We start from the raw sequence: 23,956 nt of genomic DNA, 5'->3' as shown, positions 1-23,956 counted from the left end.
CCGTTAAGCCTATGGTATGCAATAACCATAGCATAACAAAGATGCGAAAAGTGTGACATGGAATAAATTAGTGGAATCGTTTACACTCCATAAGTTTCACGCATTTTTAATGGTTATTTTATTTTAAATCATTATGTTAGGTTGCTATTTCAGCGTTTGTCTGAAAAAAAGCAGAAAAAAAGGGCGTGATAAACGCCCTGCAATGAAAACTAACGCAGAGACGTTAGTCGATAGGCGTAGATGTCGTTCTCGGGCACAAACTCCAGTCGATGGGTAATGCAGGCTGGGGCATCTTCGGCGTGGTGAGAGACGAACAGCAGTTGAGTTTCACCTTCACCGATTAGCACATCCACAAAACGGCGAATCAGTTGGCGATTGAGCGGATCTAACCCTTGCAAAGGCTCGTCAAGGATCAACAACGTCGGGTGTTTAACCAGCGCGCGAACAATCAGTGCCAGCCGCTGCTGTCCCCAGGAAAGACTATGAAATGGCGCATCCGCGGTACGTTTATCGAAGCCAAGGATATCCAGCCACTGTTGCACCAGCTTGTGCTGCCTGTCGGAAACGGCCTGATAGATGCCGATTGAATCAAAATAACCAGAGAGAATAACGTTGCGAACTGTGGTACTCACCCGGTAATCCAGATGCAGACTGCTGCTGACGTAGCCGATGTGTTTTTTGATATCCCAGATAGTTTCACCGCTGCCACGGCGACGGCCAAACAGGGTCAGGTCGTTGCTGTAGCCCTGGGGGTGATCGCCGGTGATTAAACTGAGCAGAGTTGATTTTCCCGCACCGTTGGGGCCGACGATTTGCCAGTGTTCCCCCGGATTTACCTGCCAGCTCAAATGGTGAAGGATAGGGCGATCGTTATACGAGACCGTGCCATCGTTAAGCACAATTCGCGGCTCGTTATCTGACAACGTACGGCGCACCGAAGGCTCATCCGGTTCAGGTAACTGAATTCCTTCCAGCCGCTCGCTATGGGCAAGCTGAGCGATTAATGCCTGTTGCAGAAGGTCGGTTTTTGCGCCGGTTTCTGTCAGCGTGCAATCGGCAAGTACGCCAGCAAACTGCACGAACTCGGGAATTTCATCAAAGCGGTTAAGTACCAGCACCAGCGTAAAGCCGGCCTGATGCAACTCAGCGAGCAGTTCTGCTAACTGACGGCGTGACGCTACGTCCAGCCCGTCAAAGGGCTCATCAAGGATCAGTAAATCCGGCGCGGACATTAACGCCTGACAGAGTAGGGTTTTGCGTGTTTCACCGGTGGAAAGGTATTTGAAACGCCTGTTGAGCAGGGAAGAAATGCCAAACTGCCGCGCCAACGCAGCGCAGCGGACGGGATCGTTGACCTCATCCTGGATGATTTCGGCGGTGGTGCGCCCGGTGTCGTCTTCACCGGGACTAAGAAGATCGGTGTTGTTTCGCTGCCACTCGTCGCTGACTAGCTTTTGTAGCTGCTCAAAGGAGAGTCGGGTAATACGCGTGAACTGACAGTGGCGCTCGCCTTTCAGAAGCGGCAGCTCTCCCGCCAGTGCGCGGGCCAGCGCGGATTTCCCGCTCCCGTTAGCGCCAACAAACGCCCAGCTATCACCCGCGTTTAACGTCAACGCATTTAACTGGAGCGTTTTTGTGTCGCTAAGACGAAACTTGCCTTGCGAAATTTGCAACGATGACATTTTGTATCCCATTATTTGCAGCGATTAATAACAGGGATACGTGTTCTTCAGGCTGATGTCAATCTACTCAGCACAGCGTGGCGATAATCACTCTGTCTGCATTAAACCAGGCGGTGACGTTAGCGCCTTCTTGCAGCGTTGCGGCGTCTTGGGCCGGAACGGTGGCGCACAGCGTCTGGCCGTCTGGCAACGTCATCAGCACTTCACACTGTTCCGCTCCACGTTCAATATGGCTAATCGTGCCCTGCAACTGGTTATCGGCGGCCTGAGCGATGGCATCGTCCTGAGTGATTCCCACCCACGGCGCTTTCAGCAGAATCAGTACTTCTTTGCCTTCCTCAAGACCCAGACGCTCGCCGCTTTGCGCAGTGATCGCCACTTTCAGGCGCGTTTCGCCATCGGCCAGCAGGACGTCGACATGCTGCTGGACCTGATCGTGGTCGCGGGCGGTGATTGTGCCAAACCATTGGTTACGGGCGCTGGTTTGCAGTGAAAATCGAGAGATAGCCGCCAGCAGGCTATTGAGCGGTAGCGCATCGTCATCGCTCAAAACATCAAAGGCTTTTTGTTGGATCTGCGCCAGCAAATCATACAACTGAATTAAGCGTTGGCCGTAGCGCGTTAATACCGCGCCGCCGCCGCCTTTGCCGCCTGTGGCGCGCTCAACCAGCGTTTGCTCGCTGAGTTGGTTCATTTCGTTAATCGCATCCCAGGCGCTTTTGTAGCTAATACCTGCATCCTTCGCGCCCTGACTGATGGAGCCGGAAAGCGCAATATGCTTAAGCAGAGAAATGCGACGGGGATCGGCAAACAGTTTTTGCTGAAGTTTCAGCGTAAGAAGGATTTCGGCCTGCATCACAAGCTCCTGGCAAAAAAGGGTATTGTGACGGAAAACCGTGCCTGAGCAAAGCCGACCGCACAAAAGGGGAGTGCTTTTCTGCGTTATGTGGTTAGAATACAGCTAAGGACTACATCTGGAGTTGACCATGTTAGAGTTATTGAAAAGTCTGGTATTCGCCGTAATCATGGTACCTGTGGTAATGGCCATCATTCTGGGTCTGATTTACGGACTGGGTGAAGTGTTCAACATTTTCTCCGGTATCGGTCAAAAAGACCAGTCCAGACAGAATCATTGATTCCCCAAACGCCCGCTCAGTCGGGCGTTTATATTTTTTACACCTTCCAACCCGTTTTCTCTGTCTACCGTTTCTCAAGATCCTGCTTTCCCTGCCGATATTTTCTTCGTGTAACCTCAAATTGGTATCAATAACCACTGGGAAAATCCTGGTTTAATCGTTATATTTGCGGCTACATAACGAAATGCAAAGGAGTTACAGATGGCACGTACATGGTTACGCTTGTTTGCCGGGGCAACACTTTCTCTTACTGTTGCCGGGCATGCGCTGGCGGATGAAGGAAAAATTACTGTTTTCGCAGCGGCTTCACTGACTAACGCGATGCAGGATATTGCGACGCAATACAAAAAAGAGAAGAACGTTGACGTTGTCTCTTCTTTTGCGTCTTCTTCCACGCTGGCGCGCCAGATTGAAGCAGGCGCTCCGGCCGATCTGTTTATCTCTGCCGATCAGAAATGGATGGATTACGCAGTAGACAAAAAATCGATTGATACCGCCACGCGTGAAACGCTGTTGGGTAACAGCCTGGTGGTTGTCGCACCGAAAGACAGTGCGCAGAAAGACTTCACCATCGACAGCAAAACCAACTGGACCCGTTTGTTAAATGGTGGGCGTCTGGCTGTTGGCGATCCGGAACATGTTCCGGCGGGCATTTATGCTAAAGAAGCGCTGCAAAAACTGGGGGCATGGGATACCCTGGCCCCGAAACTGGCACCTGCCGAAGATGTGCGCGGTGCGCTGGCGCTGGTAGAGCGTAACGAAGCGCCGCTGGGGATCGTCTATGGTTCCGATGCTGTCGCCAGCAAGGGTGTAAAAGTTGTTGCGACTTTCCCGGAAGATTCACACAAAAAAGTGGAATACCCTATCGCAATTGTTGATGGGCACAAAAACGCAACGGTCAGCGCGTTCTATGATTACCTGAAAGGGCCGCAGGCTGCTGAAATCTTTAAACGTTATGGATTTACGACCAAGTAATGATACTGACCGATCCTGAATGGCAGGCCGTTATACTGAGCCTGAAAGTTTCTTCCCTGGCTGTGTTGTTTAGTCTGCCGTTTGGGATCTTCTTTGCCTGGCTGCTTGTGCGATGCAAGTTCCCGGGCAAAGCGCTGCTCGACAGCGTTCTGCATTTGCCGCTGGTACTGCCGCCGGTCGTGGTGGGCTATCTGCTGTTGGTTGCCATGGGACGCCGCGGATTCATTGGCGAATGGCTGTACGACTGGTTTGGCATTACCTTTGCCTTTAGCTGGCGCGGTGCGGTACTGGCTGCGGCGGTGATGTCTTTCCCGCTTATGGTACGGGCTATTCGTCTGGCGCTGGAAGGTGTCGATGTCAAGCTGGAGCAGGCGGCCCGCACGCTGGGCGCTGGACGCTGGCGCGTATTTGTCACGATTACTTTACCGCTGATGCTACCTGGCATTATTGTCGGTACGGTGCTGGCGTTCGCGCGTTCCCTCGGGGAATTTGGCGCAACGATTACCTTTGTCTCCAATATTCCTGGCGAAACCCGCACTATCCCGTCGGCGATGTATACCCTGATCCAGACCCCCGGCGGCGAAAGCGCGGCGGCAAGGTTATGTATCATTTCTATTGTGTTAGCGCTGATTTCACTGCTGATTTCTGAATGGCTGGCGCGTATTAGCCGTGAACGGACGGGGCGGTAATCATGCTGGAACTTAATTTCTCCCAAACGCTGGGGACGCATTGCCTGACGCTCAACGAAACGCTGCCAGCCAGTGGGATCACCGCTATTTTTGGCGTTTCCGGCGCGGGTAAAACCTCGCTGATTAACGCCATCAGCGGCCTGACGCAGCCGCAGTCCGGGCGCATCGTGCTTAACGGACGGGTTTTGAACGACGTCGAGAACGGTATCTGTTTAACGCCCGAAAAACGCCGGGTGGGCTATGTTTTCCAGGATGCGCGCCTGTTTCCGCATTATAAAGTGCGCGGCAACCTGCGTTACGGTATGGCGAAAAGTATGGCCGGACAGTTTGATAAGCTGGTGGCCCTGTTGGGCATTGAATCGCTGCTTGACCGTCTGCCCGGCGGGCTTTCTGGCGGTGAAAAACAGCGCGTAGCCATCGGTCGGGCGCTGCTTACCGCGCCGGAACTGTTGTTGCTTGATGAGCCGTTAGCCTCGCTGGATATCCCGCGTAAGCGCGAACTGTTGCCTTACCTGCAACGCCTGGCGCGTGAAATTAATATTCCGATGCTGTACGTCAGCCACTCGCTCGATGAAATCTTGCACCTGGCTGACAAAGTGATGGTGCTGGAAAACGGGCAGGTCAAAGCGTTCGGATCGCTGGAAGATGTCTGGGGCAGCAGCGTGATGCACCCGTGGCTACCAAAGGAACAGCAAAGCAGCATTCTGAAAGTCAGCGTGCTGGAACATCATCCACATTACGCAATGACTGCACTGGCGCTTGGCGATCAGCATCTATGGGTCAATAAGCTGGATCAACCGCTGCAAACTGCGCTGCGTATTCGTATTCAGGCATCTGATGTTTCGCTGGTGCTTCAACCGCCGCAGCAGACCAGTATTCGTAACGTGCTGCGGGCGAAAGTCGCGCAGTGCTATGACGATAATGGTCAGGTGGAGGTTCAGCTTGAAGTGGGCGGTAAAACGCTGTGGGCGAGGATCAGCCCGTGGGCCAGGGATGAACTGGGTATCAAACCTGGCCTGTGGCTGTACGCGCAAATTAAAAGCGTGTCGATTACCGCGTGATTACAGCAGGTGGGAGTAGATAAATTTCGCGATGCTGTCGGTGGTGTTGTCACCAATTACTATGTTGGCGCGGGCTTTGACCGCGTCGTCGGCATTACCCATCGCCACGCCGGTACCTGCGGCTTCCAGCATGCTGATATCGTTAAAGTTGTCACCAAAGGCAATGACGTTTTCCATTGACCCGCCCTGTGCTTCAATCCACTGGGTAAGGCGTCGTCCTTTGCTGTTGCCTTTACGGGCAATGTCGACCTGATCGTGCCAGGACCATTCACACTCCAGCCCCAACTGTTGTTCAACATGCTTACCAAACTGCTGCAGTTTCGGAATATCTTCGTCGGTGAGGGCAAATTTCCAGACGGCGTTAACGTCATGTGCAGCCTGCGCCAGCGAAGGCACCTGGGTGAAGGTCGGGCGCTGTTCCGGCGGCAGGGTTTGCGCCCAGTTAGCGGTACGCACCACATGCCCGGTTGGGCGCTCATACAGCATGGCCTCATCCACATACATCAGCCCGTGGATCTGATGTTCATCCAGCATTTCGATCAGCTGTAATGCCTGGTTTACCGGAAGGGGATCGGATTCCAGTACCGTTTTTGCCTGATAATCATACAAGTAGGTGCCGTTGCAGCAAATTGCAGGTGTATCCAGCGCCAGTGCCTGATAAAAAGGATGAATAGCAACGTGATGGCGACCTGTGACAATGATAAGTTGGTATCCTGCTTCTCTGGCGCGCGCGAGCGCTTCAACAGAGGATGGCAGTAAGGTTTTTTTCGGAGTCAACAGGGTACCGTCTAAATCCAGGGCAATCACGCGTGCGGTCATAGTTATTTCCAGATTAAGGTTGAGAATTTTATCTACTGGAATGGTACACCGAGACGGGAGCCGGACAAAATTCTGCGCCTTAATTAAGCATTCACCGTTAAAAGCGTCTACCTTAGGCGTGTGTCAGGCAATTGCAGCCACCTGCCAAAAAGCAAAGGAGTATTCATGAAGCAAACCGTTTATACCGCCAGCCCTGAAAGTCAGCAAATCCACGTCTGGAGCCTGAATCATGATGGTTCTCTGACGCTGACGCAGGTGGTTGATGTGCCGGGTCAGGTACAACCGATGGTCGTCAGCCCGGATAAGCGCTACCTCTATGTTGGCGTGCGCCCGGAGTTTCGCGTGTTGGCTTACCGCATTGCGCCTGATGACGGTGCGCTGACCTTCGCGGCGGAGTCTGCGCTGCCGGGTAGCCCGACGCATATTTCTACCGATCATCAGGGACGTTTCGTGTTTGTCGGCTCTTATAACGCCGGGAGCGTGAGCGTCACGCGTCTGGAAGATGGCCTGCCGGTGGAACAGGTTGACGTGGTTGAAGGTCTGGACGGCTGCCACTCGGCCAACATCTCACCGGATAACCGTATCCTGTGGGTTCCGGCGTTGAAACAGGATCGTATCTGTCTGTTTGAGGTAAGCGATGATGGACATCTGGTGGCGCAGGAACCGGCTGAAGTGACCACCGTTGAAGGTGCTGGCCCGCGTCATATGACGTTCCATCCGAATAAGCAATTTGCCTACTGTGTGAATGAGCTGAACAGCTCCGTTGACGTCTGGGCGCTGAAAGATCCGTACGGCAAGATTGAGTGTGTGCAGACGCTGGATATGATGCCGGCTGATTTCACTGATACCCGTTGGGCAGCGGATATTCACATTACACCGGATGGTCGTCATCTGTACGCCTGTGACCGCACCGCAAGCCTGATTACGATCTTTAGCGTGTCTGAAGATGGCAGCGTGCTGACCAAAGAGGGTTTCCAGCCTACTGAAACTCAGCCGCGCGGTTTTAATATCGATCACAGCGGTAAATACCTGATTGCCGCCGGGCAAAAATCGCACCATATCGCGGTGTATGAGATTGCTGGCGAGCAGGGGCTGCTGGCAGAGAAGGGGCGTTATGCAGTGGGGCAGGGACCGATGTGGGTCGTGGTGAACGCCTACTAACGCCATCAGTCAGAGCAGGAAAAGCCTGTTCAAAGATAAAAGCGAGGTTTACATCCGTGTGAACCTCGCGGGGAAAATAAGTTATTTCAACGGATAAACACACTTAGCATCGGCCCAGGGGAAACATATTAAATCCGTCTTTTCTAATTTAAAATAAATCCCCGTTTGCTCAGGGATGTCATAGTCTGGGTATTGAGAATTATAGAAAAGTTTCACCTTGAGAACGTCAATATTTGTGAAATCGATTTCAGTTGCATCACCATGAATAGACGTAGCACCGACATCCCAATATCCATCCGTCTCGTTATTGGGGGGCGACGAAGGGAAAGTAGCCGCAAACATTTCCATCCCCATTCTTGGCTTGGCATGCCTATCCGATCTTAATATCTTCATTTTCTTGCCCTGCCCTGTGGGGACATATTTTACAGCCGCAATAGGGTAGGTATAAAAGGCGTCCTTTTTAAACATTCCCTTATTTGTATGCTGGAAACCAATGACTTCAATAACGAGATATTCCAGATCGTTACTTGATATAAGTATGTCTTTAGGGACTTGATGTCCATCCTGGCCACCGCAGAATCGACTGCCTGCTTTCTCACAGGGGGCTTCGCTTTGGGAAAAAAAGATCGCTGAGAGCCGGACATTAGGATCGTCCACCTCATCCTGCTTATTCGCCGGTGGATACTCGTAACCGCCATAGCGATGTCTAAAGAACCGTGTCGCTCTTTGAAGTTTATCGGGGACCTTGCCCTGAATATAAATACCATTGTCAATCTCGAGATAACTATAAAGCAAACCTTCAAGGTGTTCTGACGAAGCCTCCGAATTACCTCTAAGTTTGTCTCTACCGTTATCACATTGCCTTTCCTCTTTAAATGGACAACGCGGTAAATTTGGTGCAGTAACACTAAGATTATTACGACCTTTATCCTGATCGTACCCTTTCGTTTTCCAGTACACGTTCACGCCAAACGATTGTATAGCATCAGTACTAAATTGCCGACTAAACGTCTCTGCCGTTACCCGAACGGTAAAATAATGCGGCCCCAGCGAGGCCGACGTGCGTTTCAGAAAACCAAAATTTGCACTGAGGTCGTCTCCTGAATTGGGAGCATTATTCGAAGATATTGCACTTGTGCTAAAAAGCAGCATTGCCGAGATCAGCCCTGCCGATAAAACAGTCCTTTTCATTTGTCACTCCCTCTTTATGCGACGGAAATAATCTGATATTTACCACTGCGCAACAGCACGACCTGATAGTCGCCAAACACCATACTACCTGGTGCCACGGTGCGCATTTTGTTGTTAAACCGGACGGTAATCCGGGTTCCGCCCGGTCCCTGAGAAACCAGCACCACCCGAGGTTGAGCGTCGGATTTTTCTTCCGTGGACGCCCGCCCGGCGCGCGCCAGCATCGGGGTGTTGTTCAGCAAGGGTTGCGGGTCGAGCGCCACGCCCCGCCAGGCAATTTCCAGGTGCAGATGGGGACCGGTGCTAAAACCGCTGCTGCCGGATGCGGCGATCTCTTCGCCCGCCGTCAGCTTTTCGCCTTTTCGCACCCGTGTAGAGGCGAGATGAAAATAGCGGCTCTGCCAGCCGTCCGCATGACGGAGTGTGATAAAGTACCCGGTGCCGCGACCGTAGCCGCTCTCCACCACTTCGCCGTCGGCAATTGCATGCACGCTGCTGCCGAATGGCACAGGAATATCCATCCCTTTATGCTGCATCATGCGCCCCAGCACAGGGTGCAGGCGTTGTCCAAATCCTGAGCTGATCTGGCGCTTCGCCACGGGCCAGATAAAGCGTACCGGGGCGTTATCATCATCCACCGCCGCAGCGCTGGACGATATCTGCAGGTTCTCTTCTGACCACACTTGCGCCGCCTGTAATGACGGAACGAAAGCCTGCTGCCAGGCCTGCTCGCAGCTGGTCGTCGCCAGCGGCGCTATTGTCAGCCATACGCTCCATATCAGACACGACACGATCGACCCCCGTCAGAGCAGAAGTAAAAACGCGACCAGCGCGATAGCCGGACCGAACGGAATATAAAAGCGATGTTTGTCATCCTCTTGCGCATAAAAGAACCGCACGCAGGCGTAAAACAGCAGCCCGGCCAGCGCCGAAAAGCAGAGTAATTCCGGCAGGCGCTGCCAGCCAAGCCATGCCCCGCAGGCGGCGTAGAGCTTGACGTCGCCGTAACCCAGACCGTCACGTTTGCATAATGTCTCCCACAGCTTCATCACGCTCCACAACAGAAGCCAGGCGGCGGCGACGCCATAAACCGCGTCCTTCACCCGCACCATGGAGTAGCCCGATGCAGCAAGCAGTAGCCCGCCCCAGAGCACGGTGAAGACCAGCGCGTCTGGCAGAATCAGATGTTTAAAATCGATAACCGCCGCGCTGTAGAGCACCATAAACAACAGCGCATATGCCAGCGCGAGCTGAGGAGACCATTGCGGCAGGTAAAACCAGGCCAGCGCCCCCCATACCAGCCCCATCGCCAGTTCAGAAACCGGATAAATAACCGGGATCGCAATGCCGCACTGGCGGCATTTGCCCTTCAGTAACAGCCAACTGAGAACCGGAATATTATCCCAGGGCTTAATATCCGATTTACAGGCAGGGCAGTGCGACGGCGGCCACCACAAATTAACAGCCGCCCCTTCTGAATCATCCTCATCTATTACGCCAAGCATCAGCGGCAGACGATAAATAATCACGTTGGCTAAGCTGCCAAACAGCAATCCAAGTGGGATAAAAATAGCCACCATCCATGGCATTAACAGTTCCATGATTTAATTTTCCTAAAAAGAACCGCTGGCGCCCATCGCCGCCAGCTTGTCGCTGAGCGCAAACAACGCGGCAAAAACCCAAATAACGCAACCGCCTAATATCAGCGTGGAGAGCGCTCTTAATAACCCGGAAAGTTTAGTGATATATTCCCGAATGTGTTCACGTGATTTATTCGATACCGCCAGCAGCACCTCATTAAACGAAGGTAGCGCGGCGTAAAGGCTGATATTGAGCAGCGTTTCCGTGTTCAGTAAACCCGAGTTGAGCGCTTCACCATAGCTGACGCCCGCCGCCATTTTCTTCTGCATCCCGGCCAGGTGCCAGCGCAGCCAGCGGCTGGAGTTCAGGCTAATAATGCTGAGCGCATCGTTGAGCGGAATGCCGTTTTTTAACATCAGCGCCAGGTTGTTGAGAAAAATAGAGGCAGTCAACTGCTTATACGTTGAGAACGGCATAATTCGGTCAAGAAACTGATTACGAATATTCCCGGTCATTTTGCCCATTGCTATTTTGATCACGGTAACCAGCGCAATAAATCCAATGAGGATATATATCCACAGCCCTTTACACAGCGCCATCCCAAAAATATAGAGCGCGCGGGTGACGCCAGGCCATTTCTCAACGGGTACCACGCTTTCAAAAGCCGGGAACACCTTATAGGCATAACCCGCAATTACCACCAGCGACAGGACCAGCATAATGAGCGGGAAGGTGATGGCACCGACAATTTTCTTGCGCAGCTCGTCGTTATAATTAATCACGTTTACCAGGGTGATAAAACCGTCGGCCAGGCTGCCGCTGCGTTCCGCCGCGTTAATTACGCTCAGTTCAGATTCAGGGACCAGCCCCTCGAAAACCATCGCAATGGAGGTGGTTTTCGCCATTTTGCTTGTCAGCTCTTCCAGACGTTTAGCAAATCCTTTGCCGAGCAGTTTTTCCCCTTCCGCGCGTAATTTTTGCAACGCGTCATATAGCGGAAGCTCAGCGTTAATCATGTCTGCGCAAAACTGATAAAGATAAATACGCTGTTTCTTACCGAATTTTTTCAACTATTACCTCCAGTTCTTCATGAACGACTTGTCCAAATTCCATTTGAAACCAGGTCGCGCACACGCGTCCCTGAAGTACCGCCGCCATCGTTTTTTCTTTAATTTCGAATCCTTCGCTCAGGCCGGTCTGTTTTAATCGCTTCGCGCGCCAGACGGTATAAACTTTAAGCCATTTCTGTTCAGCAATGGCCTCCAGCTCGTCATACACCGGCAGCAAATACTCCATCACCAACTGGCGTCCGCCAATACCGGTATGTTTGCAGGCCGGACAGCCTTCAGCGTTTTTTTCATAAAGCTGGAATTCTCGTCCCTTAATGGCGGTGGTCCGTAACGACGTTTTACACTGCGGGCACAGTACTGGTATTAGCTTCTGGCACTGTAAGCCCGCAATAAAGCCCGGCGTTGAAAGCTTATCGCTGGTAATCCCGAGCGCGGATAAGCGTTGCAATAACGAAACGATGTTACCTGCGTGCACGGTGGTAAAGCAGTAGTGACCACTTTCCACCGCCCCGGCCAGCGCGTTAGAAGAGATATTGTCGCGAATTTCCCCCACCATCAGTACGTCCGGGTCGCGACGCAGCGAGGATTTGATCGCCGAATGGAATCCTCCGGATTCGCCGCTTAATACCGAACTTTGCGTCGCGCCATAGATCTGATATTCGACCGGATCTTCTACGGTCAGAAAACAGCCGCGATTGTCATAGCGGTTGATCTGCATCCACTCCATCAGATTTTTCAGGGTAGTGGATTTTCCCGAACCGGTTGTTCCGGCAATAATATAAGCCCCGTAGGGGTTGCTCAGGATCCTTTTGAGGTCGCTAATTTCCTCATCGGAAACGCCAAGCTTATCCAGGCTCGCGACGCTGGCTCTGTCCAGACCCGATGGAATAATACGCAATACCGCGTGATAGCAATCGCTGGTCTCGCCAAATATCGGATAGTGCGCATAGCGGAAGCGGTAGCTTTTCCCCGCCAGCGAATAGAGGATATTGGCGTTTTGCGCAATATTGCGGTTCCAGGTGGTGTCGCGGGTGCTTGCCTCAACGTTGTAGAGCACGAACACCAGCTCATCGCAGCGTGACGCCTTCATCTGTATAAACGGACAAAGCACGCCGTTAATGCGCAGCTCAATATTCGCCACCATATCATTACGCGTGATATGCAGGTCGCTGGCCTTCAACGCCACGGCCTTTTTCAGCATCTCTTCCAGCGCAAGCTGTGTGTTACTGCTTTCCTGCTCAAGCAGCTTACTTCCTGCCGACAGCAGCTGTTCAACGATCAGGTAATAATTTTTCTCAGTAACCTGCGCTATTCCCTTAACCTGAATATTATGGGAAACCTGCAGGCGGTGGCACACCGCCTGCATTGGCGCCAGATTATCAATCAAAGGCGTGGATACCAGTAACCAGGCTTCATCCGCATGTTCAGCAACCAGAATATCGCCGTCATACTCCTGGAATTGCCACTCCTGAGAATGAATGTTCTCCTCGTTAAACTGGATATAATCGATCACTTACCCACAACCTCGACCGTCACGTCATTTGCCTGGTTATGACGCGCAATATAGTCATAACCGCCGTAGCTAAAACGCTGATTCAGCGGCACCATCTTCACGCCGCCGTCGGCGCCGGCAATCGCCACGCGTTTTTGACCCGCGATTTCGGAAATCAGCAGCGGCCGCAGCCCAGGCGCAGATTCTGACGTTGCTCCTGGGGAAGCGCTAATATCATCCATTGTGCTGGCGGTGCTCACCGGCATAACCGCTACGCTATCCGCCTTTTTCTCACCGCGTAGCTTACGCAGCTCGCTGCGGACTTTTTCCAGCGCAAGCTGATTCACCAGCTCACGGTACTGGCTCTCGAAGTTGAAATCTTTTTCTATCATCTCAACAACGTGATCCTGCATCGGCGATACGTCGCTTAACGGCGGCGTGCCTTCCGCTTGTACAACCTCCTGCGCAGGGATGATTTCTGCCGTATCTGCGGCGTAAAGAGCAGGTGAAAGCGTCAACACTATTCCCGCAATAATTAATTTCCCTTTTTGCATGCCAGTCCTCCGGTAACAAGCGTTGATTTTTCATTGAATACGATTGATTTGATAATAAACGCGTCGGCAAAGGGTTGCTTATTCAACACCAGCGACACGCCCGAGATATCCATTTGGGTCGGTGAGGTGATCGTCCAACCGGCGAACAGCATGCCGAATGACGTTACCGCACTTTTCAGCTCGCTTTCATTTTTCTCGACGGCAGAGGAGGGCATCCCCGTTAATACCAGTTCAGTATTTCGTCCGCCTAATGAGTTCCAGGTGCTGATATAACTTAATACATCGGTACAGACCGGCAGATTGACCGTGTTTTTACTCTGCCAGGCGCTGAGCCATGGGTGTTTATTCATCCCAGACTCAACGCCCGTATAGTCCAGCGTGTTTTTTGAAAAACTGGGCGACCAGGTTTTGCCCCAGAGATTAATATCGGCCACGCTAAATATCCGCCCTGGATTCAGCGCATAGCTGAGTGAACAGCCCGTACTGGTACATTCAATACTTTTTGGCGCAAAGCCCACCTGCGACAGTTTTTTATTCGCCAGCAAGAGCTGCTCCAGCAGCAGGCTGGCATCAGAAATGCTGCCGCCCGTGAGCGAGTTGCGATAAAAATCTTCGATAGCTTTGATTTTTTGCTGGCGGGCAGCCTGTTCAGCCTGGACTCTGGCCAATCGTTCCTGCTCCGGTTTCCAGATAAAATAGTAATAGCCTGACCCGCCGCCGCCAGCTAATAAAATCAGTAGCGTAACGACCCAGACGATAATATTACCTCCTCGCCCGGTAGAACCGCCCCCTATATTACGACGCTTCCAGAAATAGAGATTTTCAGAGACCGCCACGTTCTCATCCTTTTATAAATAATTTCAGTAGTGTCATAAACACCAGTAAAAATACGATGCCGCCTGCTATCAGAACGCCGATCATCATCTGTCGCCGCTTTTTCTGCCGCCGTTGATGTTCAGTACAGCCTTCAATCACCGCCTCAATGTGCTGTTCCGTTAACTGAATTAACGGTAGCTCCGCATACTGTGGCGATTCTTTCAGCTGCTCTTTCAGCTTCATCCAGAAGCGTCTGGAGACCAGACGATCGCTGCCCGAAACGGGAACACCGTGCGAGATAATCAGGAAATAGCAGCTTTCCGTCTGCTCATAATAATAAATACCGTCACCGTACAGGGCTTTCATCCACAGGGCGAAAGGCTCATATAAGGTGGAGTGTTTGGTACAGAAACCCGTAACCATTTCCCCTTCATCAGACTGGCCCGTTAACTGGCGATGGGTTCGCCGCAAATGTGATAACCAGTCAAGATAATAAGGCTCGTGAGAGGCAGGCTCGTAGCTCCAGACCAGATCAATTAATACTCGATTTTCTGATAAGTGCTTAAGCATGATGCCCTCATCGGGTCTGCGTTGGGGCACGGTAATTATCAATACCGACTACCATCACCACGGTTTCGACATGATCGCTGTTGGTAACCGAGCCTGCCAGCACCGACCATCCCTGACCGTCAGAATCCTCTTTCGCTTCGTATTTGCTGACCAGCAGCAGGCTACCCGGCGTAATTGTGGAAATGTTAAACATTTCCGTCGTGCTTACCGACGGCAGTTGAACTTCATCAAAGGTATCGATTGAGTTGAGGTAGCGCTTGGTAAAGCCGCTGGCCACTTCAATTCGCCCGTCCGTTAAGATACGCGGGGTAAGAATAAAGCTGGTACCAGTGACCAGTTCCGTGGTTTCCACCTCCGTACTGACGTCTCCTGAATTGGAATCTTCTTCCCTGGTGCGACTGGAGACATAATATTGCGACGTGGTCATGTTGAGTGGAATAGGGATGTTATTGCGGGTAATAAACGAACCGCTCTGGATCACCTTACTGCCGGTGAGTTCGTACAGGGCATCCAGTTGAGAGCTGATATTCATATGCTGATTGGTCCAGCCTGCGGTTAAGCCTCCGGAGAGCTTCATCAGCATTTCTGAGCTGTCGATACCAAAAGAGGAGGTCCCGTCGTTGAAGGTCATATTGACCCCACCGCCCAGCTCTTTCGTTTTGCGCTTATCAAGGGTAAATATTTTGTAAGTCACGACAAACTGACGGGTATTATCCGCCTGGAATTTCTTCAGCGACTCATTCAGCGCGTGATACTCTGAAGGGCGCGCGGTGATCGTCAGAATCGAGGCGTCTTTAAAAATGCTGTAAACGCCGCTGGAGACAAATTTTTCTGCCATATCCTCAACGTCGTCCCAGAAGCTGGATGAAAATTTGGTCTCGGCTTTGCCTTTCAGACCGCCGCTGGAGGTGGCTTGATTACCGGACAGATCGAGACTGGTCTCAAACTTATTCTCTTCGCCGTAAAAATCGAGCTTCAGCACATAGTTCTGGAAATAAGAGACGACCAGCACGCCGTTGTTATCCAGCACTGGGTTCACGTCATATAGCGCGGAAATATAGCGGGTAAATTCCTCAAACGTTCCGTTGAACTTAACGCTACGGAACTCCGGTTCCCCCGCATCCGATTTTCCACCGGGAATGGAAGTATTAATACGGTAGCTAATACCGGTTTGCGCGGTCACCGCCTCAAGAATTGTCGCCAGATCGGTAGGCTCGTAAGACTGAATACTCACCTGCTTACGCAGCAGCGCCTGTTTACGGGAGTTATATTCAACCTTTTTGCCCAGATAAGGCTCGTTATATTTCATATAACCGGTCGTTTTCATCTCATCCGGAGTGGTCGGGTTGCCGGTTTCCTGCTGGACAATACTTTTATCGTATTTGGTATCAATAGACGTACAACCCTGAAGAGCCAGCGTCAACGCCAGAAGCGAAACTTTAATTTTCATAGCATTATTCCCTTGCTTAATTACTGCTCATCAATGATCAGTACGTTATTCGCCTGGTAGTCTTTAATCACCAGCCCGTAGTTTTCTGACGTAAATACTTGTCCAAGTTTAACCAGCACATCCTGTATTGATTTACCCTGCAAATGAATTGCCTTGTAAATAACAAAATCAGTTGAGCTGTTCCAGAGCAGCTTATAGCCATTTTGCTGCGCCCATTTTGTGAGCTGCTGGCTTAATAACTCCTCTTCCAGTAAATCAATTTTTATTTCCACTACTGGCGCACTGACAGGTGCGACGCTTTTCACCGTATCATCCCCTGAAAAGGGATTTCGCGGCGTGGTTGTACTTTCTTTCACTGGCGTGGTGGTTAACATCCCTGCGTCAATTTTTTGCCCGGCTGGTGCGCTGGCGGCAAAACTTCCCTGGCTGCCTAATAATGCGGACACGGCAGCCCCAATTATCCATGTTTTTTTCATCTTACTCTTCCAATGATTAATAGGTGATTCTTTCATGGTCCGGAATATCAAGTTCATTACCGTTTTCTTTATAAAACTTAAGATCGTTATCTTCCGCAACAAGAGAATGGAGCACATACTTATTCGGCACCGCCTCATCCCAGGCGTAACCTTCGGATGAAATCATTCCCCCTTGCGGGATCGTGCTGCACCACTGGTTAATCACCACTGAGAGAGACTGCGGATTCATTTTATTGATACCATCACCATCGGGATTAATCATTGCCGAGGTGGCGCTGATTAACCAGAAGGGGGCGGGGTCGTCCTTGGTACCTGCACCTTTGAACCAGTCTTCCGCGATCCAGTCCTCAAAGGTTCCGTTTTTGTCCCTTTTCACCGGATCGTTGGCAGGGGCTGCAGTATCTTTGTTAATCACAATATTGGCCTGGATCGCAACACCCGCTACCGCCCCCACTTTGTTGCGGGTTTTAACGGTATTCAAACGCGTTGCCCCCTGCTGGGTGTAGTCAGTATAACCAGTGTCTGTTTCAGCATTCTCATCTGCCGCGACCGATGATATGGCGACCGACAGGCGGGGATAGAGGCTTCGCAGCGTGGTGTTACCGTCTTTATCGATACCGGTGACTTTAGGACACGTTTGCAACGGTAAACGAATTACGCCCGGCTCACTTAAGAGACCAGCGTAATTTGTAATATCATTTGCGGCTGTATAAATAGTATCAGCCCCTGTCGGACCTTTACCCTGCGGATAATCGTTTTTAAATGACTGATAAAAGGTGGTGGTGGGCGTCACCAGCTCATACTGACCACTGAAGGCATCAGAAAATACGCGTTCGGCATTATCACCACCCTGTTTGCCATCCTTAAGCGCATTCGCCTCTGCTTGATCGTAAGCCACATGCCATTTTTCCGGATGCTTGCGCGAGGTATTTTCCATCACGATATTGGCGTACAGCGTGCCGGTGGTGCCTTTGAGTGAACTTGGTGAAGCAGGTTCCACCTCGCTACCGTCTGTTTTATCCGCGCTGGTACGCAGATGCAGAATGCGATCGTCCGGGTTATCCGTGCCAGGATTGACGCCGTTGCTGTTCATTGCCGCCAGGCATAGCGTGCTCTTGTTTTGCTCTCTGCTCCAGCACATCGCCGGTTCGTTTTTATCTTTGCCTTCCGCATCGCTGCTGGTAATCAGCAGGCGGTCTTCATCAATCGCCGTAATGCACGGTCCAGCCTCGTCTTTGGCATCGTTCCAGCACAGTTTGGCAGTTGGAATAGAACCATCGGCTGCAATATCTTCACTGCTTTTGTCTAAGCTTAAGCGAATGCCGTAACGTTTATTTGTATTGAGCCTGTCCATATGATTGGGAACGTCCCCCATCTGCAGCGGTTGGCCTGCGGCCGTTGTTACCAGGCTAAAATTACCGTTACCCTCGATTTCAAACACCACCGCCTGCAGATAGCCGAGATCAACGCTTTTCAGCGCTTTTTCCAGCGGCTTAATAAATCCGGCAAAATGGAGACCTTCGTTCTCGGCCTCTGTCTGGTAGGTGAGGTAGAAATCGACACGTTCAATACCTGGCCCGCTGGTGCCTGCTTGCCGAATGTTGTTGACGAAGTCCACGCGTTCCAGCATCAGATCCAGCGATTCGGCGCTAGGGCGCAGTTCACACGGCAGCATGGACTCCGCAAGGGCGAAGGGTAGTTTTCCTTTATTTTTACATTCACTACCCAGAAACAGATAGCGAGAACCCCGGGTCGGTGACACCTGGGCTTGCGTTGATACACCAACAGACCAGCCGGAATAAAACTTGTCTGTATCCGTATTGGGATAGGGTTGATCCTGTAATGTTTTATTGGTGACGCGATTATCATAATTCGCGATGGCGACGTTAGTATTTTTCGTCCCGAATAGTGGGTTGGCTTCTTCACCGCCACCCAGAACATTCAATTTATTTTGCGCAATAAAGCGCATTACGCCAGAAATATCACGGACGATCATATCAGCGACAATAAGCTGGTGACTTTGCTGTGCTTCTTTTCGTTTATAATTTGCATAAGTCATCAGACACATGCCGATAATGGCAAGCACAAGAATCATTTCAAGAAGGGTGACACCTGCCTGCGGGCGAACGTTTTTTTTGAGGTATTTGTACGACATTTTTCCGTCCGTGGTATAAACAATGCCCCCATATACATGGGGGCAATTTATTAGAAAATAACGCTATAAATTAACGGCTACCGAGGATGACTGCGTTAGCAGAACCAGGGTCTGTACAGACAGAAGAACCCGTAATCACGTCCGGAGAGATGATATCACCAGCCAGTGTTTTAATGATCGGTGCAGCAGCCCCCACACCCATCAACAACTTCGCTGCTACAGCAGTACCAGCGTCAGCAGGAGGTGCTACAGCATAGGTACTCTGACTTCCAGCAGCAACAACCGCAGTTGCGACATAATCCCAGTTGCTAGCGGTCTGAGAAAGGAGATTACGACACTCCTCCTGACTTAAACCATTCACGGAAATATAGAAGCCTTTTGCTTTAGTATCAGTAGCATTAGCACCAATGCTTGCAGGCCCAATTTCAAACGGTTCATTGGAGAAACCGTTAAAAGCCTCACCCGTGGTCAGTTTACCCATTTTCAGCATGGTCATAACTGGCCCCTTGTATGTTGGGTTAGCTTCCGTTTTATCTTTATCCAACATAGCTTTAGTGATACCAGTCAGATCAGTAGACCCTGGATAACCGTTCGCATCACGATATACATCAGTCATCGATACGCGAATTGTGTTGGTATTATCAACAACATCGGTCATGTCCTGTGCAGCAAACGCACGCTGTGCCAAAATTACCACGCCCGCAGCAATAATACCGATAATGCCCAGAACGATAATAATTTCAAGTAGCGTTACGCCTTTCTGTTTTTTCAGCTCACGATACTGAGCCGCCTTTTTTTTCCATGAATGAATCATGCTTTTCATGTCTATCAATCCTTAGATATTGCTGGTTACTGAAAAATTAAAAATTAACTCCGCACTCACTGTGCCAAAACATTATATGCGGCATTTTTAAGAAAGCACCAGAAGCTAAAAGTTGTGACGGGATAATTAGGAAAAAGGGTGACTGGTCAGATGAGTTGTTTTTGAATCATTTTCCCATATATATATTTTATATATAACAAATATCATAAGGTTTTTTTTTGAGTTATTTTTAGATTACGTTACGGTAATTTTCCTTTTCTGGAGAGTGATATATATTGATATGGTTAATATATTGAAATTAATATGGATTGGCTTTTATCTATTTTGGGTTAAAAATTGAGTTTAGCGGCTGGATAATATTTATCCAGTTAAGCGTTTCTGTAACTGACTTATGTTAGCGCCTGGGCTTGCCTTCATACAACTCGAATTATTTTGGCTATAAATAGATTGATTCACGCGATCGATTTCAAACCTGCGTTGGTGAAAATATGACCTGTGTGAAGAAAAGACGTTGAAAGCGGTGAAGGGGGCTGGCGGGAGTGTTCCCGCCAGCGGTTTGATGGCTGTGATTACTGCTTCGGTTCGGCAACCACTTTGCTACCGATACCGCGGTTGTTGTATTCCCACATACGGTTGAAGTTGGTGTCGTTCAGATTGCGCTGGATTTCACCTTTGTCATCTTGTGCACCGGTATTACCGGCAAAAGGACGCTTCGAGATAACGCTGTCAGCCCATGGTTTTGCCATGTTAAAGCCTTCGTTGATCACGCTGTCGCGGATAACGACCTGACCGTTTGTGTTTGAATCGACATCCAGCGAGCGGCCCAACTGTGCCACGCCATCACCACTCGCCGTGAAGCGGCTATTTGTGGCGAGGAAGCCGTAGTAGATGTTTGACTGCGTCGCTGGTGCAAACACATAGGCTTCTTGCTGCGTACGGGAGTTCACAACGCGGAAATCGGTGTTATCGAACACCACGGCGCCGCGACCGGAAACAATATCCACATCGCCTTCAATGTAGCTATTGGTTACCAAAGTACGCGGTTGACGATCGTTTTCCAGACGGTTTTGTACGCCGCTGTTAGTCACGAAAAACGTATTCTGGCGACCGAGGATGTTGACCTTATTGATCTGCACTTTATCGCCATCGGTACGTAGCGCAACGGCCGGGTGATTACCCGCATCAACGCTGTCACCCAGATTGTTTTCGATGGTCAGGTTCTGCAATTGCAGACCGTTATTTTGCGACCAGACGACGGCAGAACACATCACGCCAATATTTGTGCCACGCTTGTTCTGGCAATTATCAAACATATACCACGCCGGTTTACCCGGCATGTATTTACCGCCCGGGTTCACCGTACGACGCCAGTCTGCGGTGCTCATGTCACCATCAATAGCCTGGCCAATTTTCACATCCAGCGGTTTTTCGCCCATGCCGTACAGCGTCAGACTCCCCGTTGCTGCCGGGATATATACCGTGCCCTGATACTCGCCCGGCATAATCGCGATGTACTGACGTTTGTTAGTACGTTTGATGATTGCCGCATCAACCGCAGCCTGAATGCTGGTATGGGTGACGCCCTGAGTCCCAGCCGGGCCAACCACGAAGTCAGGCTGTGCAGGCAGAGAAATAGCAGAAGGGCTCCACGGCGCGGTGTTTGGCGTCAGCGCGGAAAAATAGTGCGCAGCAACGAAGTTTTTCGCTTCATTGGCCGACAAGATCGGGCGCGAAGAGGTACCTGGCGCGGTCTGATCGGAAGGAATTTGATCGGGCGGCGTAGAGCTACAGGCGGTCAGCGTCACGCCAAAAGCCATTGCCAGCGCCAGACGGGAAACTGATGATATGTTCACAGGTTGCTCCGGGCTTTGAAAGTTATCCATTGAAGCCTGCTTTTTTATACTAAGTTGAGCGAAACGGGAAGGTTAAAAGGTAAAAAGTTGTTTTTATCGCCGCAATGCCCGGCGCGGAGAGTCCTTATATCACAAATACATAACAATTACGGTCCTTCAGGTTGACAACATCCGTATAATCAAAAATAAATGTCTATACAACCTATGACAAGTGGTGAGTCGAATGCAGCAATTCTTCCCTGATGATGTTATCTGGCGCAATGTTCGTCTGGCGACCATGGATCCCGAACGTAACACCCCGTATGGGCTGGTGGAGGGTCATGCGCTGATCGTCCGCCAGGGGAAGATTCGCGATATCGTCCCGGAGTCATCGCTCTATCTCACACATGACAATACCTTTGATATGCAGGGCAGGCTAATTACACCTGGCCTGATTGACTGTCATACGCATCTGGTCTTTGGTGGAAACCGCGCAGGTGAATGGGAGCAGCGGCTAAACGGTGTCTCCTACCAGCAGATAAGCGCCCAGGGCGGGGGTATCAATGCCACCGTATCAGCAACCCGCAGCGCCAGTGATGAGCAACTCTTACATCTAGCGCATCAGCGTATGGAACAGCTGATCAAAGAAGGCGTTACCTTGCTGGAAATAAAATCCGGTTACGGCCTGGATTTGCAGACAGAAGAGAAAATATTGCGTGTGGCAGCGGCGCTGGCGGCGGAGAATATCATTGAAATAAGCCCCACGCTGTTGGCTGCCCATGCGACTCCAGCAGAATACCGGGATGATCCTGACGGCTATATTACGCTGGTGTGCGAGACCATTTTGCCGCAGCTGTGGGAACAAGGGCTGTTTGAGACCGTCGATCTGTTTTGTGAAAGCGTGGGTTTTTCGTTGGCACAGAGCGAGCGGGTGTTTCAGGCCGCGCAGGCGTTGGGCATCCCGATTAAAGGCCATGTTGAACAGCTGTCATTGCTGGGTGGCGCACAGCTGGTAAGCCGCTACCACGGGTTATCCGCCGATCATATTGAATATCTCGATGAAGCGGGCGTAGCGGCGATGAGCCAAAGCGGCACGGTCGGCGTGCTGCTGCCCGGCGCATTCTATTTCCTTAAAGAGCAACAGCGTCCGCCGGTGGCGTTGCTGCGTCAGTATCAGGTACCGATGGCGGTGGCGACAGATTTTAACCCGGGTACCAGCCCGTTTATCAGCCTGCACTGGGCGATGAATATGGCCTGCGTTCAGTTTGGCTTAACGCCGGAAGAAGCATGGGCGGGCGTCACCCGTCATGCGGCCCGGGCGCTGGGACGTCATGCCACTCATGGTCAATTGAAGGCCGGGTTTGTGGCCGATTTTGTGGTGTGGGATGCAACTCTCCCGGTCGAGATCCTGTATGAACCGGGGCGTAACCCGCTCTACCAACGCGTATTCAAAGGACAAATAGTATGACTCACTGGCAACCTGTTTCACCTGCGCTGTGGCAGGGACGTGATGACCGCGCCGAATCGCCGAATGCGCTGCGCCTGTTTCAGACTATCACGCTGAGCCCGACATTTAGCCCAGAAATGTATCGCGAGAAGATAGCGCTGCTTGGGTTTGCCTGCGACGAAGGCGTGAAACGTAATCAGGGCCGGACGGGAGCCGCCGGAGCGCCCGATGTGCTGCGCAAGGCGCTGGCGAATTTAGCCAGCCACGATGGGCATCATCGGCTGGTAGATCTGGGAAATATTGTGGCGCAGGCCCCCGATCTTGAGGGCGCGCAGCAGGCGCTACGCAATGCGGTGCAGCGCTGTCAGCAGGAGAATATACGTACCTTTGTTCTGGGGGGAGGACACGAAACCGCATTTGCGCACGGCGCAGGCGTGCTGGATGCGTTCCCGCAGGCGAAAGTGGGGATCGTCAACTTCGATGCCCACCTCGATTTGCGCCATGCCGAACAGGCTACTTCCGGTACACCGTTTCGCCAACTGGCGCAGCTTTGCGATGAACAGCAGCGGGAATTTCACTATGCCTGTATCGGTGTCAGTCGGGCGGCAAACACCCTGGCGTTATGGGATGAGGCGCAGCGGCTCGGTGTGACCGTGGTTGAGGATCTGTACTGTGCAAAGGCGCAGGCGCAGTTAGCGCAGTTTGTCGCCAACCTGGATGTTATCTATCTGACTATCGATCTCGACGTGCTGCCGGTGTGGGAAATGCCCGGCGTGTCGGCGCCCGCTGCGCTGGGCGTACCGTTGGCGACGCTGCTGAGTCTGATTGAACCCCTGTGTCGTAGCGGTAAACTGCAGGCGGTGGATATGGTTGAATTTAATCCGCGCTTTGACGATGATGGCAGAGCGGCGCGCGTTGCGGCGCGATTAGGTTGGCAAATCGCGCACTGGTGGCACTGATATACCTGATGGCGTTG

The 23,956-nt window shown here is 51.4% G+C and carries 23 protein-coding genes; 7 read left to right on the top strand and 16 right to left on the bottom strand.

Features of this window, described 5'->3' with window-relative positions; translation table 11 throughout:
• Positions 1-209: 209 nt before the first annotated feature.
• Complete coding sequence (modF, locus tag OGV93_RS05690) at positions 210-1,682, bottom strand: molybdate ABC transporter ATP-binding protein ModF (protein ID WP_101699835.1); 1,473 nt, start codon at positions 1,680-1,682, stop codon at positions 210-212.
• Positions 1,683-1,749: 67 nt separating this feature from the next.
• The gene (gene modE, locus OGV93_RS05685) at positions 1,750-2,538 is read right to left on the bottom strand and encodes a molybdenum-dependent transcriptional regulator (RefSeq protein ID WP_016152325.1); all 789 of its coding nucleotides are present in this window, start codon (positions 2,536-2,538) and stop codon (positions 1,750-1,752) included.
• A 130-nt stretch (positions 2,539-2,668) separates the two neighbouring features.
• On the opposite strand from modE, the gene OGV93_RS05680 reads away from it, so the two are divergent.
• The 4 genes from OGV93_RS05680 (at position 2,669) to modC (ending at position 5,543) form a co-directional block, all read left to right on the top strand.
• On the top strand, positions 2,669-2,818 hold the full coding sequence (locus OGV93_RS05680) for an AcrZ family multidrug efflux pump-associated protein (protein WP_003023026.1): 150 nt from the start codon (positions 2,669-2,671) through the stop codon (positions 2,816-2,818).
• A gap of 201 nt (positions 2,819-3,019) precedes the next feature.
• Positions 3,020-3,793, top strand: coding sequence for a molybdate ABC transporter substrate-binding protein (gene modA, locus OGV93_RS05675; RefSeq protein WP_016152326.1), 774 nt, complete (start codon positions 3,020-3,022; stop codon positions 3,791-3,793).
• Entirely contained in the window at positions 3,793-4,482 is a 690-nt protein-coding gene (gene modB, locus OGV93_RS05670) for a molybdate ABC transporter permease subunit (protein ID WP_016152327.1), read from the top strand. Before modA ends, modB begins: the two co-directional genes overlap by 1 nt.
• 2 nt (positions 4,483-4,484) lie before the next feature.
• Entirely contained in the window at positions 4,485-5,543 is a 1,059-nt protein-coding gene (gene modC / locus OGV93_RS05665; RefSeq protein ID WP_016152328.1) for a molybdenum ABC transporter ATP-binding protein ModC, read from the top strand.
• On the opposite strand, the gene OGV93_RS05660 is transcribed toward modC, so the two are convergent.
• Positions 5,544-6,362: a pyridoxal phosphatase gene (locus OGV93_RS05660; RefSeq protein WP_019076314.1), complete on the bottom strand. Its 819-nt coding sequence runs from the start codon at positions 6,360-6,362 to the stop codon at positions 5,544-5,546.
• Between the two features lie 165 nt (positions 6,363-6,527).
• Here OGV93_RS05660 and pgl point away from each other — a divergent pair, with 165 nt between their 5' ends.
• Entirely contained in the window at positions 6,528-7,523 is a 996-nt protein-coding gene (gene pgl / locus OGV93_RS05655; RefSeq protein ID WP_049042052.1) for a 6-phosphogluconolactonase, read from the top strand.
• Between the two features lie 81 nt (positions 7,524-7,604).
• Here pgl and OGV93_RS05650 read toward each other — a convergent pair whose 3' ends face one another.
• The 13 genes from OGV93_RS05650 to OGV93_RS05590 form a co-directional block, all read right to left on the bottom strand.
• The gene (locus OGV93_RS05650; protein WP_275261963.1) at positions 7,605-8,714 is read right to left on the bottom strand and encodes a hypothetical protein; all 1,110 of its coding nucleotides are present in this window, start codon (positions 8,712-8,714) and stop codon (positions 7,605-7,607) included.
• A gap of 14 nt (positions 8,715-8,728) precedes the next feature.
• The gene (locus OGV93_RS05645) at positions 8,729-9,505 is read right to left on the bottom strand and encodes a M23 family metallopeptidase (RefSeq protein ID WP_287109433.1); all 777 of its coding nucleotides are present in this window, start codon (positions 9,503-9,505) and stop codon (positions 8,729-8,731) included.
• Between the two features lie 12 nt (positions 9,506-9,517).
• Positions 9,518-10,315 (bottom strand): prepilin peptidase, encoded by a 798-nt coding sequence (locus OGV93_RS05640; protein WP_101699838.1) that lies wholly within the window; start codon positions 10,313-10,315, stop codon positions 9,518-9,520.
• Between the two features lie 12 nt (positions 10,316-10,327).
• Positions 10,328-11,365, bottom strand: coding sequence for a type II secretion system F family protein (locus OGV93_RS05635; RefSeq protein WP_101699839.1), 1,038 nt, complete (start codon positions 11,363-11,365; stop codon positions 10,328-10,330).
• Positions 11,349-12,878 (bottom strand): ATPase, T2SS/T4P/T4SS family, encoded by a 1,530-nt coding sequence (locus OGV93_RS05630; protein WP_103929042.1) that lies wholly within the window; start codon positions 12,876-12,878, stop codon positions 11,349-11,351. The genes OGV93_RS05635 and OGV93_RS05630 overlap by 17 nt, the downstream gene beginning before the upstream one ends.
• Complete coding sequence (locus tag OGV93_RS05625) at positions 12,875-13,411, bottom strand: hypothetical protein (protein ID WP_016156032.1); 537 nt, start codon at positions 13,409-13,411, stop codon at positions 12,875-12,877. Before OGV93_RS05625 ends, OGV93_RS05630 begins: the two co-directional genes overlap by 4 nt.
• The gene (locus tag OGV93_RS05620) at positions 13,393-14,247 is read right to left on the bottom strand and encodes a hypothetical protein (RefSeq protein ID WP_131380951.1); all 855 of its coding nucleotides are present in this window, start codon (positions 14,245-14,247) and stop codon (positions 13,393-13,395) included. The genes OGV93_RS05625 and OGV93_RS05620 overlap by 19 nt, the downstream gene beginning before the upstream one ends.
• Before the next feature lie 4 nt (positions 14,248-14,251).
• Entirely contained in the window at positions 14,252-14,797 is a 546-nt protein-coding gene (locus OGV93_RS05615) for a hypothetical protein (RefSeq protein ID WP_153646798.1), read from the bottom strand.
• Between the two features lie 7 nt (positions 14,798-14,804).
• Positions 14,805-16,247, bottom strand: coding sequence for a type II and III secretion system protein (locus OGV93_RS05610; RefSeq protein ID WP_131380953.1), 1,443 nt, complete (start codon positions 16,245-16,247; stop codon positions 14,805-14,807).
• A gap of 20 nt (positions 16,248-16,267) precedes the next feature.
• Complete coding sequence (locus tag OGV93_RS05605; RefSeq protein WP_101699843.1) at positions 16,268-16,723, bottom strand: TcpQ domain-containing protein; 456 nt, start codon at positions 16,721-16,723, stop codon at positions 16,268-16,270.
• A 16-nt stretch (positions 16,724-16,739) separates the two neighbouring features.
• Positions 16,740-18,878 carry a prepilin-type N-terminal cleavage/methylation domain-containing protein gene (locus tag OGV93_RS05600; protein ID WP_287109432.1) on the bottom strand — a complete coding sequence of 713 codons (2,139 nt, stop codon included), beginning with the start codon at positions 18,876-18,878 and terminating at the stop codon, positions 16,740-16,742.
• A 70-nt stretch (positions 18,879-18,948) separates the two neighbouring features.
• Entirely contained in the window at positions 18,949-19,701 is a 753-nt protein-coding gene (locus OGV93_RS05595) for a prepilin-type N-terminal cleavage/methylation domain-containing protein (RefSeq protein ID WP_101699845.1), read from the bottom strand.
• Between the two features lie 569 nt (positions 19,702-20,270).
• Positions 20,271-21,554, bottom strand: a complete 1,284-nt coding sequence (locus OGV93_RS05590) for a putative acyl-CoA thioester hydrolase (protein WP_222186529.1) — start codon at positions 21,552-21,554, stop codon at positions 20,271-20,273.
• A gap of 223 nt (positions 21,555-21,777) precedes the next feature.
• On the opposite strand from OGV93_RS05590, the gene hutI reads away from it, so the two are divergent.
• Together hutI and hutG are read left to right on the top strand one after the other, a co-directional pair.
• Complete coding sequence (hutI, locus tag OGV93_RS05585) at positions 21,778-23,001, top strand: imidazolonepropionase (RefSeq protein WP_049269855.1); 1,224 nt, start codon at positions 21,778-21,780, stop codon at positions 22,999-23,001.
• Positions 22,998-23,939 carry a formimidoylglutamase gene (hutG, locus tag OGV93_RS05580; RefSeq protein ID WP_287109431.1) on the top strand — a complete coding sequence of 314 codons (942 nt, stop codon included), beginning with the start codon at positions 22,998-23,000 and terminating at the stop codon, positions 23,937-23,939. Before hutI ends, hutG begins: the two co-directional genes overlap by 4 nt.
• Positions 23,940-23,956: the final 17 nt, after the last annotated feature.

Origin of the sequence: Citrobacter sp. Cb031, assembly GCF_030336725.1 — a bacterium.
Lineage (GTDB): Bacteria > Pseudomonadota > Gammaproteobacteria > Enterobacterales > Enterobacteriaceae > Citrobacter > Citrobacter braakii.
Note: the sequence above shows the minus strand (reverse complement) of the source record. Positions and strands in the feature narration are given on the sequence as shown.

Coding starts and splice junctions, on each gene's coding strand:
- modF (WP_101699835.1), bottom strand. CDS start 1,682: ATGTCATCGTTGCAAATTTCGCAAGGCAAGTTTCGTCTTAGCGACACA.
- modE (WP_016152325.1), bottom strand. CDS start 2,538: ATGCAGGCCGAAATCCTTCTTACGCTGAAACTTCAGCAAAAACTGTTT.
- OGV93_RS05680 (WP_003023026.1), top strand. CDS start 2,669: ATGTTAGAGTTATTGAAAAGTCTGGTATTCGCCGTAATCATGGTACCT.
- modA (WP_016152326.1), top strand. CDS start 3,020: ATGGCACGTACATGGTTACGCTTGTTTGCCGGGGCAACACTTTCTCTT.
- modB (WP_016152327.1), top strand. CDS start 3,793: ATGATACTGACCGATCCTGAATGGCAGGCCGTTATACTGAGCCTGAAA.
- modC (WP_016152328.1), top strand. CDS start 4,485: ATGCTGGAACTTAATTTCTCCCAAACGCTGGGGACGCATTGCCTGACG.
- OGV93_RS05660 (WP_019076314.1), bottom strand. CDS start 6,362: ATGACCGCACGCGTGATTGCCCTGGATTTAGACGGTACCCTGTTGACT.
- pgl (WP_049042052.1), top strand. CDS start 6,528: ATGAAGCAAACCGTTTATACCGCCAGCCCTGAAAGTCAGCAAATCCAC.
- OGV93_RS05650 (WP_275261963.1), bottom strand. CDS start 8,714: ATGAAAAGGACTGTTTTATCGGCAGGGCTGATCTCGGCAATGCTGCTT.
- OGV93_RS05640 (WP_101699838.1), bottom strand. CDS start 10,315: ATGGAACTGTTAATGCCATGGATGGTGGCTATTTTTATCCCACTTGGA.
- OGV93_RS05625 (WP_016156032.1), bottom strand. CDS start 13,411: ATGCAAAAAGGGAAATTAATTATTGCGGGAATAGTGTTGACGCTTTCA.
- OGV93_RS05615 (WP_153646798.1), bottom strand. CDS start 14,797: ATGCTTAAGCACTTATCAGAAAATCGAGTATTAATTGATCTGGTCTGG.
- OGV93_RS05610 (WP_131380953.1), bottom strand. CDS start 16,247: ATGAAAATTAAAGTTTCGCTTCTGGCGTTGACGCTGGCTCTTCAGGGT.
- OGV93_RS05605 (WP_101699843.1), bottom strand. CDS start 16,723: ATGAAAAAAACATGGATAATTGGGGCTGCCGTGTCCGCATTATTAGGC.
- OGV93_RS05600 (WP_287109432.1), bottom strand. CDS start 18,878: ATGTCGTACAAATACCTCAAAAAAAACGTTCGCCCGCAGGCAGGTGTC.
- OGV93_RS05595 (WP_101699845.1), bottom strand. CDS start 19,701: ATGAAAAGCATGATTCATTCATGGAAAAAAAAGGCGGCTCAGTATCGT.
- hutI (WP_049269855.1), top strand. CDS start 21,778: ATGCAGCAATTCTTCCCTGATGATGTTATCTGGCGCAATGTTCGTCTG.
- hutG (WP_287109431.1), top strand. CDS start 22,998: ATGACTCACTGGCAACCTGTTTCACCTGCGCTGTGGCAGGGACGTGAT.